The organism is Lysobacter arenosi (assembly GCF_016613475.2).
GTDB lineage: Bacteria > Pseudomonadota > Gammaproteobacteria > Xanthomonadales > Xanthomonadaceae > Lysobacter_J > Lysobacter_J arenosi.
On the sequence record NZ_CP071517.1, the window covers coordinates 1,327,760 to 1,343,149 of the forward strand.

9 protein-coding genes are annotated in these 15,390 nt (G+C 66.8%); 2 read left to right on the forward strand and 7 right to left on the reverse strand.

Annotation, left to right across the window (positions count from 1 at the left end; all coding sequences use genetic code 11):
- The first annotated feature begins 49 nt into the window (after nucleotides 1-49).
- Nucleotides 50-859 (forward strand): ferredoxin--NADP reductase, encoded by an 810-nt coding sequence (locus tag HIV01_RS06280; protein ID WP_200605463.1) that lies wholly within the window; start codon nucleotides 50-52, stop codon nucleotides 857-859.
- Between the two features lie 7 nt (nucleotides 860-866).
- Here HIV01_RS06280 and HIV01_RS06285 read toward each other — a convergent pair whose 3' ends face one another.
- The 5 genes from HIV01_RS06285 to HIV01_RS06305 all read right to left on the reverse strand — a co-directional run bounded on the left by HIV01_RS06285 (nucleotide 867) and on the right by HIV01_RS06305 (nucleotide 6,569).
- A complete protein-coding gene (locus tag HIV01_RS06285) occupies nucleotides 867-1,265 on the reverse strand; it encodes a hypothetical protein (protein WP_200605464.1) in 399 nt (132 codons plus the stop codon).
- A gap of 4 nt (nucleotides 1,266-1,269) precedes the next feature.
- Entirely contained in the window at nucleotides 1,270-1,752 is a 483-nt protein-coding gene (locus tag HIV01_RS06290) for a glutathione peroxidase (protein ID WP_200605465.1), read from the reverse strand.
- Between the two features lie 181 nt (nucleotides 1,753-1,933).
- Complete coding sequence (locus tag HIV01_RS06295; protein ID WP_200605466.1) at nucleotides 1,934-4,246, reverse strand: TonB-dependent receptor; 2,313 nt, start codon at nucleotides 4,244-4,246, stop codon at nucleotides 1,934-1,936.
- 261 nt (nucleotides 4,247-4,507) lie between these two features.
- Nucleotides 4,508-5,986, reverse strand: coding sequence for an amidohydrolase family protein (locus HIV01_RS06300; RefSeq protein ID WP_207527114.1), 1,479 nt, complete (start codon nucleotides 5,984-5,986; stop codon nucleotides 4,508-4,510).
- Nucleotides 5,880-6,569 carry a hypothetical protein gene (locus HIV01_RS06305; protein ID WP_207527115.1) on the reverse strand — a complete coding sequence of 230 codons (690 nt, stop codon included), beginning with the start codon at nucleotides 6,567-6,569 and terminating at the stop codon, nucleotides 5,880-5,882. Before HIV01_RS06305 ends, HIV01_RS06300 begins: the two co-directional genes overlap by 107 nt.
- Before the next feature lie 243 nt (nucleotides 6,570-6,812).
- On the opposite strand from HIV01_RS06305, the gene HIV01_RS06310 reads away from it, so the two are divergent.
- Nucleotides 6,813-9,023 (forward strand): M3 family metallopeptidase, encoded by a 2,211-nt coding sequence (locus tag HIV01_RS06310; protein WP_200605468.1) that lies wholly within the window; start codon nucleotides 6,813-6,815, stop codon nucleotides 9,021-9,023.
- A 454-nt stretch (nucleotides 9,024-9,477) separates the two neighbouring features.
- On the opposite strand, the gene HIV01_RS06315 is transcribed toward HIV01_RS06310, so the two are convergent.
- Nucleotides 9,478-10,797, reverse strand: coding sequence for a glycerophosphodiester phosphodiesterase family protein (locus tag HIV01_RS06315; protein WP_200605469.1), 1,320 nt, complete (start codon nucleotides 10,795-10,797; stop codon nucleotides 9,478-9,480).
- Nucleotides 10,798-10,916: 119 nt separating this feature from the next.
- The gene (locus HIV01_RS06320; RefSeq protein ID WP_207527116.1) at nucleotides 10,917-15,365 is read right to left on the reverse strand and encodes a DEAD/DEAH box helicase; all 4,449 of its coding nucleotides are present in this window, start codon (nucleotides 15,363-15,365) and stop codon (nucleotides 10,917-10,919) included.
- Between the last annotated feature and the right edge of the window lie 25 nt (nucleotides 15,366-15,390).

The window sequence follows — 15,390 nt, forward strand, 5'->3', positions numbered from 1 at the left end:
GGCGTGATCGGCTACAATGCCCGCCGGTCACCTCCCCCCAAGCACCGGCATGTCTTCCGCGTTTGGCACCGAAACGGTGCTGGATGTCCGTCACTGGACGGACGACTACTTCAGCTTCACCACCACCCGCGACGACGGTTTCCGCTTCGAGAACGGCCAGTTCGTGATGATCGGACTGCAGGTGCCGCATGCGGACGGCTCATCGCGGCCGCTGCTGCGCGCCTACTCGATCGCCAGCGCGAACTGGGAAGAGCAGCTGGAGTTCTTCAGCATCAAGGTGCCGAACGGGCCGCTGACCTCGCGCCTGAAATCGATCCAGCCCGGCGATGAGGTCCTGATCGGCCGCAAGCCGACCGGCACGCTGCTGATCCACGACCTGCATCCCGGCCGGAACCTCTACCTGCTGGGCACCGGCACAGGCCTGGCGCCGTGGCTGGCGGTGATCAAGGATCCGGAAACCTACGAGCGCTTCGACCGGGTGATCCTGACCCACGGCGTCCGCAGCGCAGGCGACCTCGCCTACCGCGATTACTTCGTCAACGAGTTGCCGCGCCATGAGTTCCTGGGCGAGCAGATCGCCGCCAAGCTCAAGTACTACCCGGCCGTGACCCGCGAGGAATTCGCGTTCGATGGCAATGACCACCGCGGTCGCCTGACCGACCTGTTCGACAGCGGCAGGATGATGGATCACCTGGGCCTGGAGCCGCTGGACCCCGAACTCGATCGCGCGATGATCTGCGGCAGTCCGCAGATGCTCGCCGACTTCCGCGGCATTCTCGACGGACGCGGTTTTGCCGCGGCACCGCGCATCGGCGTGCCGGGCCAGTACGTGTTCGAACGCGCCTTCGTCGAGAAGTAACCGCAGGTCAGGCCGGCAACGTCACCGGCCGCCGCAGCCAGCGCTCGGCTTCGAGTTCACTGGTGAAAACCGCCGCATCGACGCCGGCATCGCGCGCGTACAGCGCGCAGTACTCCACGTCCTGCACGCCGCGCGACTTCACGTGGGCAATGCGATAGCGCCACAGTCGTGCATATTCCAGGGCGAGCACCAGTTCCAGCCACTCGTGTTCCTGCATCGCTTCGCCGGTCAGCTCGTCGACGAGCAGCACGCCGTTGCCCTGCGCCACTTCCAGGCGCGGCATGATCTCGCGCCAGTAGGCCAGCGTGTTGTCGAGATTTTCCTCGCCGCTCACCTGCACGCGCAGACCGAAATCGTGATCCTCGATTTCGACCTGCAGCTGGGCCTGCATGACCTGTCTAAGCATGGCATCACCCCAATGCGGCTTCGATGTCCTTCGCAATCGACTCGGGCTTGTCGGTCGGTGCGTAACGCTTGATCACCCGGCCGTCCCGCCCGACCAGGAATTTGGTGAAGTTCCACTTGATCCCGTCCAGCCCGAGGATGCCACCCTTTTCGTCCTTGAGCCACTTCCATAAGGGATGGGCGCCGGCGCCGTTGACCTCGATCTTGGCGAACATCGGGAAGGTGACGTCGTAGTTGAGCGAGCAGAAATTGCGGATCTCCGCCTCGTCCCCGGGCTCCTGGTGACCGAACTGGTCGCAGGGGAAGCCGAGCACGGCCAAGCCCCTGGGGCCGAAGTCCCGGGAGAGCTTTTCCAGGCCGGTGTACTGCGGGGTGAACCCGCACTGGGAGGCTACGTTGACGATCAGCAGGACCTTGCCGCGGAACTCGTCCAGCCCGCGCGGCTGGCCATCGATGTCGGTGGCGCTGAAGTCGTAGGCGGTAGTCATGGGGGGAGACTCCGGGACAGTGGGCCTGAGCATAGCGCCGGCGGCGGACATCTGGAATCTGAAAACGTTGGCATTCGGCGCCGTACGGCGGCTGATGGCGCCAGCTGCCGGACCGCGCTGGCAGAAACGACAACGCCGGGACATGCCCGGCGTTGTCGGTGTCACACGAATAAAGCGACCGTCAGAAGCCGGCCTTGAACTCCACGCCAACCGTGCGCGGCTCATTGATGAAGCCGGTCAGGTTGTTGAAGTCGATGCCGCCGACAACCTGCACTTCGTCGGTGATGTTGCGACCGAACAGGGCGACGTCGTACTTGCCGTACTCCCAGGTGTAGCCCAGGCGCAGACCGCCCTCGACCAGCGACTTGCCGGTGAACTCGACCGAGTCGTACAGGAAGAAGTTCACTTCGCTGCGGTAGACCCAGTCGGTGTAGGCGTAGAACTCGCCGCCGTTGTCCATCGGGATGCCCCAGCGCAGGGTCAGGTTGTGGTTCCACTTCGGCGCCTGCGGCAGGACGTTGCCGTCGATCAGGGCCGCGCCGTTGATCAGCGGGTCGGTCACGGTGCACGCCGCGCACGGTGCGACGGTGAGATCGGGATCCTTGATCTCGGTGTCGTTGTAGCTGCTGCCCAGGGTCAGCAGCAGGTCGTCCATCAGGTACGCCTGGAAGTCCATCTCGAAGCCCTGGCCGGTCGACTTGTCGGCATTGAGCAGGATGTTGGCGTTACCGGTCTCGCCGCCCACCGCGGTGAGCTGCTGGTCCTTGACCTCGTAGTAGAAGACGCCGGCGTTGATGCGCGCGCGCTTGTCCCACAGGTCGGCCTTGATGCCCGCCTCAAAGGAGGTCGAGGTCTCGGGACCGGCGATCGACATGCCGTTGAACGCGCCGGCGGCCTGGATGCTGCTGCCGCGGTAGCCGGTGGCCGCGCGACCGTACAGGTTCACGTCGTCGTTGATCTCGTACGTGGCCGACAGGTCCCAGCTGAACTTCTTGTCTTCCGTCGACTCAAGCAGGTCGCCGTCGGGTTCCATCGCCGCCAGCTGCTGGATGGTGCACTTCTGGGCGAGGACGCACGGCGCGAAGCCGGTCTGCCAGTATTCCTTGACGTCCAGGTCCTTGTCGTCCCAGGTGTAACGCACGCCGGCACGCAGCTGGAAGGCGTCGTTGACGTCCCAGGTCGTCGCGGCGAACACCGCCCACGAGTCGTTGGTCTGGTTGACGCGCTCGTAGCCGTCCTGGATGCCGCCGGCCAGCGAGTCGTAGCTGAAGCTTTCGACGTCGTAGTCTTCATTGAAGTAGAACAGGCCGGCCTGCCAGTTCCACGCGCTGTCGAAGTCCGACTCGATGCGGAACTCCTGCGTCCACTGCGAATGCTCGGGGATGCCGTCGGCCGTTTCCGACGCGAACGGGATGATGCCCGGGCCGGACACCGGCAGGAACACCGCGCCGAAGCCGCCGTCGATGTCGCCGCGGCTGTAGGTCTCGACCGACTCGTAGCCGGTGATCGAGTGCAGGATGTAGTCGCCGATGTCCCAGGTCAGACGCGCGCTGGCGCCCTGGCTGTCGAGCTCGGAGTGGTTCAGGCCGTCCAGCGACACCTTGTCCTCATCGAAGCCGTCGACCAGGTCATTGGTGCCGGGCTTGATGATGTTGGCGCGGAACAGACGCGCGGTGCCGTTGAGGTGGCGCGCGTGCGCGTTGAGCAGCGCCTCGAACGACTCGCCTTCGTACAGGAACTGCACGCGGCCGGCCGACTCGTCGTAGCCTTCGAAGCCGTCGTTCGGGCCCGGGTAGGTGTTGGTCACCCAGTCGTCGCGGCGCTGGAACAGGGCCGAGGCGCGAGCCGACCAGTTCTCGGTCAGGCCGCCGCCGACGGCGCCCTCGAAGTTGAACATGTTGTCGCTGCCGACGCCGACCTTGCCGTAGCCGCCGAAGTCCTGCGACGGGCGCACCGACTCGAACTTGACCACGCCGGCCGGGGTGTTGCGGCCGAACAGCGAGCCCTGCGGGCCGCGCAGCACTTCGACGCGATCCAGGTCGAACACCGGGAAGCCCTTGAGGATCGGGTTTTCCTGGACGACTTCGTCATAGACCAGCGACACCGGCTGCGACGCGTTGAGGCGGAAGTCGGTGTTGCCGTAGCCGCGGATATAGAAGCGCGGGAAGGCACGACCGAACGAGGATTCGATGTTGAGGCTGGGCACGCGACCGGACAGGAAGCGCACGTCGTTGCCGCCCGAACCGAGCACGTCGAGCTGCTCGGCGTTGAGCGTGGTGACCGAGACCGGCACGTCCTGCAGGTTTTCGACCTTGCGCTGCGCGGTGACCTCGATGGTCTCCAGCGTCGTGGACTTGCCGTTCGTGGCCTGGGTCTGGGCCGGGGCAGTCTCGACCGGGGTCTGCGCATCCTGCGCGAAAGCGACCTGGGCCGGCAGCATCAGGGCGATGGCAACGGTCAGGGCGTGACGGGGAAGCTTGCGTGCAAGCGGCATGGAAGGCATTGAGCGGTCTCGATGGGTGGCGTCAAGGATGGGACACCAAGGATTCGAAGGCCGACGCACCGACATGTCCGTCTCCGACATGCGCAATGCGGCGATACGTGACTTCAGGCCGTCCCCTGACGACCTAGACGCGGACCCGTCCCGCGCCACGGCGGCTGACATGACGGGCGGAATGTTACCAGACTGTTAAAGGGCCGTACCTTTGCGTACGCCCTGCCCTCTGGCGCCATGGGCGCCAGAGGGGGCCAGGAATCAGCGTGCTGCGCTGACCTTCACCGCCGGCACGAACGGCTTGATGCCCAGCGCCTCGTGGATCTCGGCCGGGTAATACGCCGTGCCACCCTTGATCACCAGCGCCACATTGCGGATATCGGCGATGTTGGCCGTCGGATCGCCGTCGATCAGCACAATATCGGACCGCTTGCCTGGCGTGACCGAGCCCCGCTCGGCCAGCGTGCGGCTGTACTTGGCGCCGTTCCAGGTCGCCACCTGCAGGGCCTGGGACGGGGTCAGGCCGGCCTGCACGTACAGCTCAAGCTCGCGCTGCAGGGTGAAACCGACCATCTCGTCGGTACCGGCCACCATCGGCACGCCGGCCTTGTAGGCCCGTCCGACGAATTCGACCATCTTGGCGTAGGAGCGGTTGTAGCGTTCGGCCGTGGCGTCGTCGGGGATGTTCATCTCGGCGACGCGGCGGCCGCGCTGGATGTCCGGCGGCAGGTGGTCGGCGACCTCGGCCACGATCGGCGACATCTCGCCATCGCGCTGGTGCAGGAACTCGAAGGTGGCCAGGGTCGGGTCGATCACGACCTTCTTCGACGCCAGCGTGTGGATGAAGTCCTGCACCGGCTTGCTGTCCAAGTCCAGGCCGTCGGTCTTGTCGGCCACCAGGTAGAAGCGCGCCAGCGTGCGCGTGTCGGTCTTCTCGTCGACGAAGAAGTTCAGCATCAGCTGGTTGATGTGCTGGATCTCGTCGAAACCGTCGTCGACCACGTCCTGCGCGCGCAGGAACGCCGGCACGTGGCCGCTCACCCGCATGCCCTTGGAATGGGCGTAGGCCACGGTGTCCTTGAGCACGTCCTTCGGGAAGGAGTTGTAGATCTTGATCTGCGGGTAACCGTGCTCGGCGTACCAGTCGACCGCCTTCTTCGCGCTGTCGAGATCCTTGACGACGAATCCATTGCGCGCAGAGAAGTTGCTCTCGCCTTCGATGAAACCGGCCGGGACCACGTCGGGCGACATCAGCGTGCCGTTCTTTATCTCGCCCAGCATCTGCTGCAGCGTGGCGTTGTCGTTGCCCATGTCGCGCACGGTGGTCACGCCGGTGGCGAGGTTGAGTCCGCCGTCCCAGCGACCGACATGGCCGTGCATGTCGAACAGGCCGGGCAGCAGGACCTTGCCGCCGGCGTCGATCAGGTTGTCGGCCTTGGCCTTGCCCTTCCCTGCCGCCGTGATCGAGACGATGCGGCCGTCCTTGATCAGCACGTCGCTGGACGGTCCAAGCTTCGCGTTCTCGCTGTCGAAAACGCGCGCATTGGTGATCAGCGTGGTGCCGCCGAGCGGATGGCCCAGGCGCTTGGCCAGGTCGACCAGGACCTGGCTTTCGGCCTGCTTCTGGCGCGCTTCAAGGGCATTGGCGTCGGCCTGGCAACCGTCTTCGACCAGCTGCAGGTAACCGGGGTAGATGTAGGCGAACAGGCGCGGGTTGGCGCCGGTGGTGGCCCAGGGCAAACGTCGGGGTGAGGCCGACGCCGGTGACCGCGTACAGCTCGACGTCACGCGGCGACTTGCCGCACTCGACCCGGGCCGTCGCGACCTTGCGCGAGGTCAACGTGCCGTTGGGGATCAGCGGCAGCTTGCCGTCGCTGCGCTTGGACAAGGCATTGATGGCCACGGAAAAGCTTTCCGGCGTGCCGCCCAGCGCCGAGTACAGCGCCGTGCCGGAGACCGCCTGGCGACCGTCGTCGGAGGTCGTCTTCCACTGCGCCTGGTCGCCGTTGCGGCTGAAGGTCTCATCGACCTTGGCGCCGAAGGTCGTGGCGCCCTGCGAGCGGTAGGTCTGGTAGGTGCCGTCCGCGGCGAGGGTGAACTCTTCCTTCAGCTCCGGCCCGCGGCCGTTGTCCTTGAAGATGAACTCGACAGTGGTCTTGCCGTCGTCACCCCGGGTTACCAGCTGTTGGCCGGCCTGCTTGCCGCCATCGACCAGGGCGACGTAACGCACGGTCTCGGCGGCGAGCGCGGTGGCACTGAGGCCAAGCAGGCCGATGCCGAGGACCAGGCAACGGGTGAAGGCGGCGCGCGTATTGGGGGTCATGCGGTATCCCTGTGCTGGCGGGTGGGCGCCCTCCATTGACCCGGCACCAGCCTGGAAGCTGTCGCACCACGGCCCGGAAGGCTCGGGGCGGCCCGGACATGGCTCGACCGGCCCAGCCCCCTTGCCCGAAGTGTAGCCAGCCTGTGCCTGCACAGGCCGTTTGTCCGCCCATGCCTTTCGTCAGGGGTCCCGGCGCCCCCCATCGGGTAGGCTGCGGGCTCCCTTTGACGAGGTTTCAGTCCAATGAAGCACCCTCTCGCGCTGGCCCTGGCCGTGGCATTGAGCGCAACCGCCCCCACCTATGCCAAGACCCCCAAGGCAGACACGTCCGTGAGTGCGCAAGCCCAGCAGCCCAACAGCGTGAACCCGTTCTTCAGCGACAGCACGCTGCCGCTCCACTATCCGCAGTTCGACAAGATCAAGGACGCCGACTTCGCGCCCGCCTTCGACGCCGGCATGGCCGAGCAGTTGAAGGAGATCGACGCGATCGCCAACAACTCGGCGAAGCCGACCTTCGACAACACCATCATCGCGATGGAAAAGTCGGGCCGCACCCTTGGCCGCGCCACCACGGTGTTCTTCAACCTGGTCGGCACCGACACCAACCCGACCCGCGAGAAGCTGCAGGCGACCTACGCGCCGAAGTTCTCCGCGCACCGTGACGCAATCAACCTCAACGCCAAGTTGTTTGCGCGCGTGAAGGCGCTGTACGACACCCGAGACAGCCTCGGCCTCGACGCCCAGGGCGTGCGCCTGGTCGAGCGCTACTACACCGACTTCGTCCGCTCCGGCGCCAACCTGTCGGAAGCCGACAAGACCCGCACCAAGGCGATCAACTCCGAGCTGGCCGCACTGGGCACCAAGTTCAGCCAGAACGTGCTGGCCGAAGTGAACGATTCGGCGATCGTCGTCGATACCAAGGAAGAGCTCGACGGCCTGACCGACGAGCAGATCGCCTCGGCCGCCGAAGCAGCCAAGGCACGCAAGCTCGACGGCAAGTACGTCATCGCGCTGCTCAACACCACCGGCCAGCCGCCGGAGGCCTCGCTGACCAACCGCGCGCTGCGCGAGCGCCTGCACAAGGCCTCGGTCGCCCGCGGCAGCCGCGGCAACGCGTACGACAACACCGCCATCGTCTCCCAGGTCACCAAGCTGCGTGCCGAACGCGCCAAGATCATGGGCTACCCGAACTACGCGGCCTACGTGCTCGACGACGAGACCGCCAAGTCGCCCGAGGCGGTCAACAAGATGCTCGGCCAGCTCGCTCCGGCCGCGGTCGCCAACGCCGAGCGCGAAGGCGCCGACCTGCAGGCGATGATCGACAAGGAACAGAAGGCCAAGGGCCAGCCGACCTTCAAGCTCGAGCCGTGGGACTGGTCCTTCTATACCGAGAAGGTCCGCCAGGAGAAGTACGCGTTCGACGAATCGCAGCTCAAGCCGTACTTCGAGATGAAGAACGTGCTCGAGAACGGCGTGTTCTTCGCCGCCGGCCAGCTCTACGGCCTGAAGTTCAAGCAGCGCACCGACCTGCCCAAGTACCACGCCGACACCTGGGTGTACGACGTGTTCAACGAAGACGGCTCGCAGCTGGCGATCTTCATCTTCGATCCGTACGCGCGTTCGTCCAAGCGTGGCGGTGCGTGGATGAACTCGTACGTCGACCAGTCCGGCCTGACCGGCTTCAAGCCGGTGGTGGCCAACCACCTCAACATCCCGAAGCCGTCGGATGGCAAGCCGACGCTGATGACCTGGGACGAGGTGACCACGGCGTTCCACGAGTTCGGCCATGCGCTGCACGGCATGTTCTCGAACGTCGAGTACCCCTACTTCTCCGGCACCAGCGTGCCGCGCGACTTCGTCGAGTACCCGTCGCAGGTCAACGAGATGTGGGCTGACTGGCCGTCGATCCTCGCCAACTACGCCAAGCACTACCAGACCGGCGCGGCGATGCCGAAGGAACTGCTCGACAAGGTGCTGGCCAGCTCGAAGTTCAACCAGGGCTTCGCCACGACCGAGTACCTGGGTTCGGCGATGCTCGACCAGAACTGGCACCAGGCAACCGCTTCGCAGCTGCCGGCCGCCAACGGCGTGATGGGCTTCGAGGCCACGGCGCTGAAGAAGGATGGCGTCAACTTCTACGCCGTGCCGCCGCGTTACCGCACGCCGTACTTCAGCCACATCATGGGTGGCTATGCGGCCGGTTACTACGCTTACATCTGGTCGGAAGTGCTGGACGCCAACTCGGTGGAGTGGTTCAAGGAGAACGGTGGCCTGACCCGCAAGAACGGCGACCATTTCCGCCAGTCGCTGCTGTCGCAGGGCGGCAGCGTCGATGCGCTGCAGCTGTTCCGCAACTTCGCCGGCCACGATCCGAAGATCGAGCCGCTGCTGGAGAAGCGTGGCCTGACCGCGACCTCGGGTTCCGAGGCGACCGGCAAGGCTGCCAAGAAGTAAGTCGCTCCTTGCGATGATTCGAAGAAACCGCCCGGGGTCCCGGGCGGTTTTTTTTCGCCTGTGTTTTGTGCGTGCCGTCGTTGGGGGAGGAGGTGGGGTGTATTCCGCGAACCTCCGCTTCGCTCCGTTTACTGTTCGCGAAATACACCCCACCCCCCTCCTTCCGGAAGCTCCTACTGTTCTATTGACTTCAACTGGTGGCGAGAGCGCAGTGCCCGCGTGATGCAGTTGCGACGGTCGGACTCGCGCTGTGCCGGCCCTGGACGGTGTCCGTGCCCTCGCTCATTCGCACGTCTGCTCGGTGATCTGGGTCCCGGACGCCCGCGAAAGGATGAGGTAGTCCAAAGCCAGGCCGGAGCAACTTCGCTGGGTCCCCGCCTTCGCGGGGATGACGGTTTGCCCCGGCCCGGCGGACGACGCCACTCCGCAGACGAAAGGTCTACAGACAAAAGGCTTACGGTTCGACGCGGCTGAGTTCGAGGAACATCTCGCGCGCCAGCACGCCCTGGTCGGGCTGGTCGATGAAGAAGCCCTGTGCGCCGAGGCCGTAGAGCTGCATCGCCTCGGCGACCACCGACTGCGTGACGCCGCCTGGCGTCTGTGCGAGGAACGTTTCCTCGGCGCGCAGCGTGTACGGGTGGACCTGCAATCCTGCCTTCAGGGCCCAGGCCAGCATCGGGTGGACCAGGGCGGTGCCCTGCCCGGCCAGTTCGGCCTTGCCGTCGCCGTTGGCGTCGATCGGCGGTGCGAGCGGCAGGCGCGGCAGCAGATTGCCTTTCCATGGGCCGACGCCGCTGGCGTAGTTGGCCTTCATCCACTGCAGCACCGGCTCGGTAGCCAGTGCGCCGTAGCGCGTTGTCGCGGTCAGGCCACCTTCGACCTGACCGGTCAGCCCGCCATAGAGGGCCTGCATGTCGCTGCCGTGGCTGGCGTTGTAGACCAGGTCGTAGGGGCGCGCCTCGTTGAGGTCTTCGTACAGCTGCACCAGCGGCAGGTCGATGCCGGCGGCAGGCATCAGCTTCTTCTTCAGCTCGATCAGATTGCCGAACTCGAAGCTCTGCACGTAGATGCGTTTCGGGTCGGTGAACCCTTCCGCCACCAGCGTCTCGACCAGCTTGGCCCCCAGCGAGATGGCGATGGGACGGCCGTCCAGACGCCTGCCCTCGCGGGCGAAGTAGGTCGGGTGCTTGGTCTCGGGATAGATGCCGACCTTGCGGCCGTTGCGGCTCTCGCGCTTCACCAGCGCGATCACTTCGGCCAGGGTCGGGATCGTGTACATGCCGTCGAAACGGGTGTTGGCCGGGCGGATCGCCGGGATGCGCTCCTTCGCCCGCAGCGTCTTCAACTCGGCGAGGGTGAAGTCTTCGGTGAACCAGCCGGTCATCGAAATGCCGTCGATGACCTTCGTGGTGCGTCTTCCGGCGAACTCCGGGTGGGTAGCGACGTCGGTGGTACCGGAGATCTCGTTCTCGTGGCGCGCGACCAGCACGCCGTCGCGGGTCGCGACCAGGTCCGGTTCGATGAAGTCGGCACCCTGGCGGATCGCCAGGCGGTAGGACTCCAGCGTGTGTTCGGGGCGATAGCCGCTGGCGCCGCGGTGGCCGATAACGATCAGGCCTTGATGGTCAGGTCGGTGGTTGCGGTCTGTGGCGCTCACGGGGCGAGCATCGGATGCGGCGGCGTCCTTGGCAACCGCGGTGGCGCAGGCGGTGCCGAGCAGGAGCAATCCGGCGAGCGCGAGGAAATGCGTAACGGAGGGGCGCAGTGCGGGCATGTGACGGTCCTTGTGCGGTTCGGAGAACCGGCTCCCCCGTGCAGCCGGTGGCGCGATGGTGACCGCCACAGGTTGCGAAGCTTTGACCGTTATGGGACACGCCAGACCGCCTGGCCGCTTCAATGGTGTGAAGGGGCGACCTGCACGGGAGCGAACGTCGAATCCGGCTCGCGCAGCAATGCCTTGCGCACCGCGCGTGCATCATCGGGCTCGAGCTCCGCCAGCATCTCGACTTCTCCGGATACCAGGGTCGCCACCGCGATTCCGTCGCGGAATGCGATGCGTGAACCGGCCAGGCGCGGCACCTTGGTTCCGGTGAGCACGGTGCCGAGCAGGTTCAGCGGGTCGACCGCCGACACGCACACCAGCGCGCCATCGTGAGGCCGTTGCCGCACCTGGCGCATCAGTCCGATCGCCTCGGGCAGCGCGAACTGCTCGCCCGACAGCCCGGCGATGAAGCGGCCGCCGCGGATCTCGCCGCGTGCCTCCAGGCGGTGGTAAACCCGCACCAGCTCGCGCCACGGCGGCAACCAGGTCGCTTCGCGCTCGAGCATGCGCCAGCACACCACGCCGTGGCGCCGCAGCAGGACGCGGGCAATGTGCTCCACGTCTTCCGGATCGCGCTTGTCGCTACCGGGAGGTCGCCTGATCAACGCCCAGCGGCCGGCATCCTCGATGCCGAACAACGCCGCGCGCCGGCGACGCCCGGTCTGCGCGCCGGGCCGCTTGGACGCCGGCACCAGCAGCGCGCGCAGGCCCGCGTAGCTGTCGCAATGAATGCGTCCGCGCGCGACCAGTTCGGCCAGAGCGTCTTCCAGTTCCGTACGCAGCAGGTGCGCACCGGAGACGAGTTCGTCGAAGAACGAGGCACCGTGCTCGGCCAGGTAGTCGAGGACACGCTGCGCGCGCGTGGACATGGCGTCGTCGGCGGCAGCCGGAGGTGCCAGCCGTGTCCAAGTCGCCGCGTCGCGACGCGGCAGCAGGATGATGGGCGTGCTGCGGACCGGTGTGCTGCCTCGCGCGGCATTGGCCTCGTTGCTGCCAGCGCGCAGGCGCGTCCACAGCGTCCGACCCGACGTGCACAGGTCGTCGAGCCAGGCGATCGAGTAGTCGCTGACGCGTGCCGGCAGCAGTTCGGTTTCCCACGCCGCGGCTGGCGCTTCGTAGCCTTCCAGTTGCGACAGCACGCCGACCAGCGCCTCCGGACCCTGGACGCGGGCAGAGGGAGTGACGCGCTGCCAGTCGAAGGCGAAGCGCATGAAGTCGCGCGGTGCCAGCGGTTCGATCTCGCGACGCAGGCGTCGCAGGGTGTAACGGTGGATGCGCGCCAGCAAATGCCGTTCGCACCATTCGTCGACGTCGATGCCGGGGGTGAAGCGCCCCTGCATCACGTAGCCCTCGCTCTGCAGTCTCAGCAGGGTCTGTTCGACGTCGGCACGCGGCAGCGAGAGGTCATCGGCGAGCACTTGTATCGGCGTCGGTCCGAGTCCGGTCAGGCGCGAACGCAGCAGTTCGACCAGGGCCTCTTCGCGCGTCCACGGCTGTTGCGCGAATTCGGCCGGCGCCTCGATGGCGGGTTTCAGCACCGCTTGCGGGTGGATCGTCAGCAGCTGCGGCAGTCGTTCGGCGGCGCACCACAGGTCGCTGCCATCGCCGCTGAGCACGGCGACTCCCGAGCTCAGGGCAATGCCCCCGCGACCCGACGGATCGTGCAGCGCCGTGGCGCGGTGGTCCTTCGCCAGTCGCGCGAGCCAGTCGGCCCAGCCGTTCTCGCGCACTTCGCGCGCGGTCACCGCGCCCAGGCCCATCAACGCCTCGTGCATCTCGTCGACGCTGCGCACCTGCGGCCATGCCTCTTCGCGCACCGCCTCGATCGCGGATGCGTCGAGGCGGCCGAGATCGTCGGCGCTCTGCGCATCGGCATAGCGCCGGGTCTGCACGGCCTCGGTGCGGCGTTCTTCCAGCGGAGCGTCGTCGAGGAAGGAATACGGCCGCGCGTTGAGCACTTCGGCCGCGAATGGCGACGGCGCGCTCAGGTCGCGCGCGACGATCCTGACCTCGCCCGCCTCCATCGCCCGCAGCAGGCGCAGCCAGCCTTCGACATCCATCGCTTCGTGCAGGCAGTCATGCAGGGTCTGCGCGACCAGCGGATGGTCGGGCACCTCGCGCTCGCCGACGAGGTTCTCGGCGCAGGCGACCTGGTCGGGGAACACGGTCGCCAGCAGGTCCTCGGACTTCATCCGCTGCAACTGCGGCGGCACCTTCTTGCCACCGACGAAGCGCGGCAGCGCAAGCGCGGTCGTGGCGGCCCAGCGCCAGCGCACGCCGAACATCGGCGCGTCGAGCAGGGCCTGGATCAGCACGTGCTCGGCAGACGAGGAATGCAGATAGCGCGAGACCTCCTCCAGCGGGAAGCTGTGGCTGGTCGACAGCGACAGCACGATCGCGTCCTCGGTCGCCGCCGCCTGCAGTTCGAAGTTGAACTGTCGGCAGAAGCGCTTGCGCAGGGCCAGGCCCCAGGCGCGGTTGATGCGACTGCCGTAGGGGGTATGAATGACAAGCTGGGTGCCGCCGCTTTCGTCGAAGAAGCGTTCCAGCACCAGCGTGTGCTGGCTGGGCATCGCGCCCAGCGCGGCATGGGTGCTGGCGAGGTACTCGCTGACCTGTTGCGCGGCCGCCGCGGGCAGGCCGAGTTCGTCGCGAAGCCAGGCTTCACTGGTCGCCTGTGCTGGCGTCGCTGCTTGGCCATCGGCCGGCAGGCTTGCGTCGAGCCGCGACGCCACTTCCTCGCGCAGGCGCGACACCGCGAACGACAATTCGTCGCTGCGACCGGGCGCCTCGCCGAGCCAGAACGGAATGCTCGGTGGCGCACCCTGCGCATCCTCGACGCGAACCTTGCCCGGCTCCACGCGCAGGATGCGGTAACTGGCATTGCCGAGCTGGAAGATGTCGCCGGCCATGCTCTCGATGGCGAAGTCTTCGTTGACGCTGCCGATGAACAACGACTCCGGTTCCACCACCACCGCGTAGTCGGCGGTGTCGGGAATGGTGCCGCCGGACATCAGCGCGGTCATGCGCCCGCCCTTGCGGCCACGCAGCTTGCGGTTGACGGCATCGCGGTGCAGGTAGCCGGCACGGATGCCGCGGCGGGTGGTGAAGCCCTCGGCGAGCATGCGCACCACCGCGTCGAAATCCTCGCGCGACAGCTGCGCATACGGCGTGGCGCGACGCGCCCAGTCGTACAGCGCGTCCTCGTCCCATTCCCGGCAGGACACCTCGGCCACTATCTGCTGGGCAAGCACGTCGAGCGGCGCGTCGGGCATGACGAGCGCGTCCAGCTCGCCACGACGCACCGAGTCCAGTAGCGCCGCGCATTCGACCAGTTCATCGCGCGTCTGCGGGAACAACCGGCCCTTGGGCACGCCACCAACATGGTGACCGGAGCGGCCGACGCGCTGCAGGAATGCGGCAATGGATCGAGGCGAACCCAGCTGGCAGACCAGGTCGACATCGCCGATGTCGATGCCCAGCTCCAGCGATGCCGTCGCCACCAGCACGCGCAGTTCGCCGCGCTTGAGCTTCTGCTCGGCATCCAGGCGCAGTTCCTTGGCCAGGCTGCCGTGGTGCGCGGCGACCGCATCCTTGCCCAGGCGCTCGCCGAGGTGACGCGCCGCGCGCTCGGCCATGCGCCGCGTGTTGACGAACACCAGCGTGGTGCGGTGCTGCTCGACCAGGTCGGCCAGGCGCACGTAGACCTGGTCCCACTGATCGGTCGACATCACCGCGCTGAGCGGAGTCGGCGGCAACTCGAGGGCGAGGTCGCGTTCGCGGGTGTAGCCGATATCGACGATCTTGCAGTCGACCTCGTCCCCTTCCCCGCCGACGAGGAATCGTGCGACTGCCTCGATCGGCTTCTGCGTCGCAGACAGTCCGATGCGGGTGAGATTGCGCCCGGCCAAGGCCTCCAATCGCTCCAGCGACAGCGCCAGGTGGCTGCCACGCTTGCTCGCGGCCACGGCGTGGATTTCATCGACGATCACACTGCGGACGGTCGACAGCATCGCGCGGCCGGATTCGGATCCCAGCAGCACGTACAGCGACTCGGGCGTGGTGACCAGGATGTGCGGCGGCTTGCGCCGTGTCAGCGCGCGCTCGGCCTGCGGGGTGTCGCCGGTTCGAACCGCGGTGCGGATCTCGACGTCGGGCAGGCCCATCGCCTCCAGCTCGGCTCGGATGCCGGCGAGCGGCGCCTCCAGGTTGATGCGGATGTCGTTCGACAGCGCCTTCAGTGGCGAGATGTAGACGACCACCGTTTCGTCCGGCAATGCGGCGGCCGGCTCGTTGCCGAACAGCCCGGCGCCGTCTGCGTTCGCCAGGCCCTGACGGATCAGGCCGTCGATCGCGGTCATGAATGCGGTCAGCGTCTTGCCTGAACCGGTCGGCGCGGCGACCAGGGTGTTGCGCCCGCTGCGGATCGCCGGCCACGCCTGCACCTGCGCCGGGGTCGGCGCAGGAAATGCCTTGGCGAACCAGGAGGCAACGGCGGGGTGGAAGGCATCCAGGGGCATGACGGAATCCTGTCGCAGGGCCGTC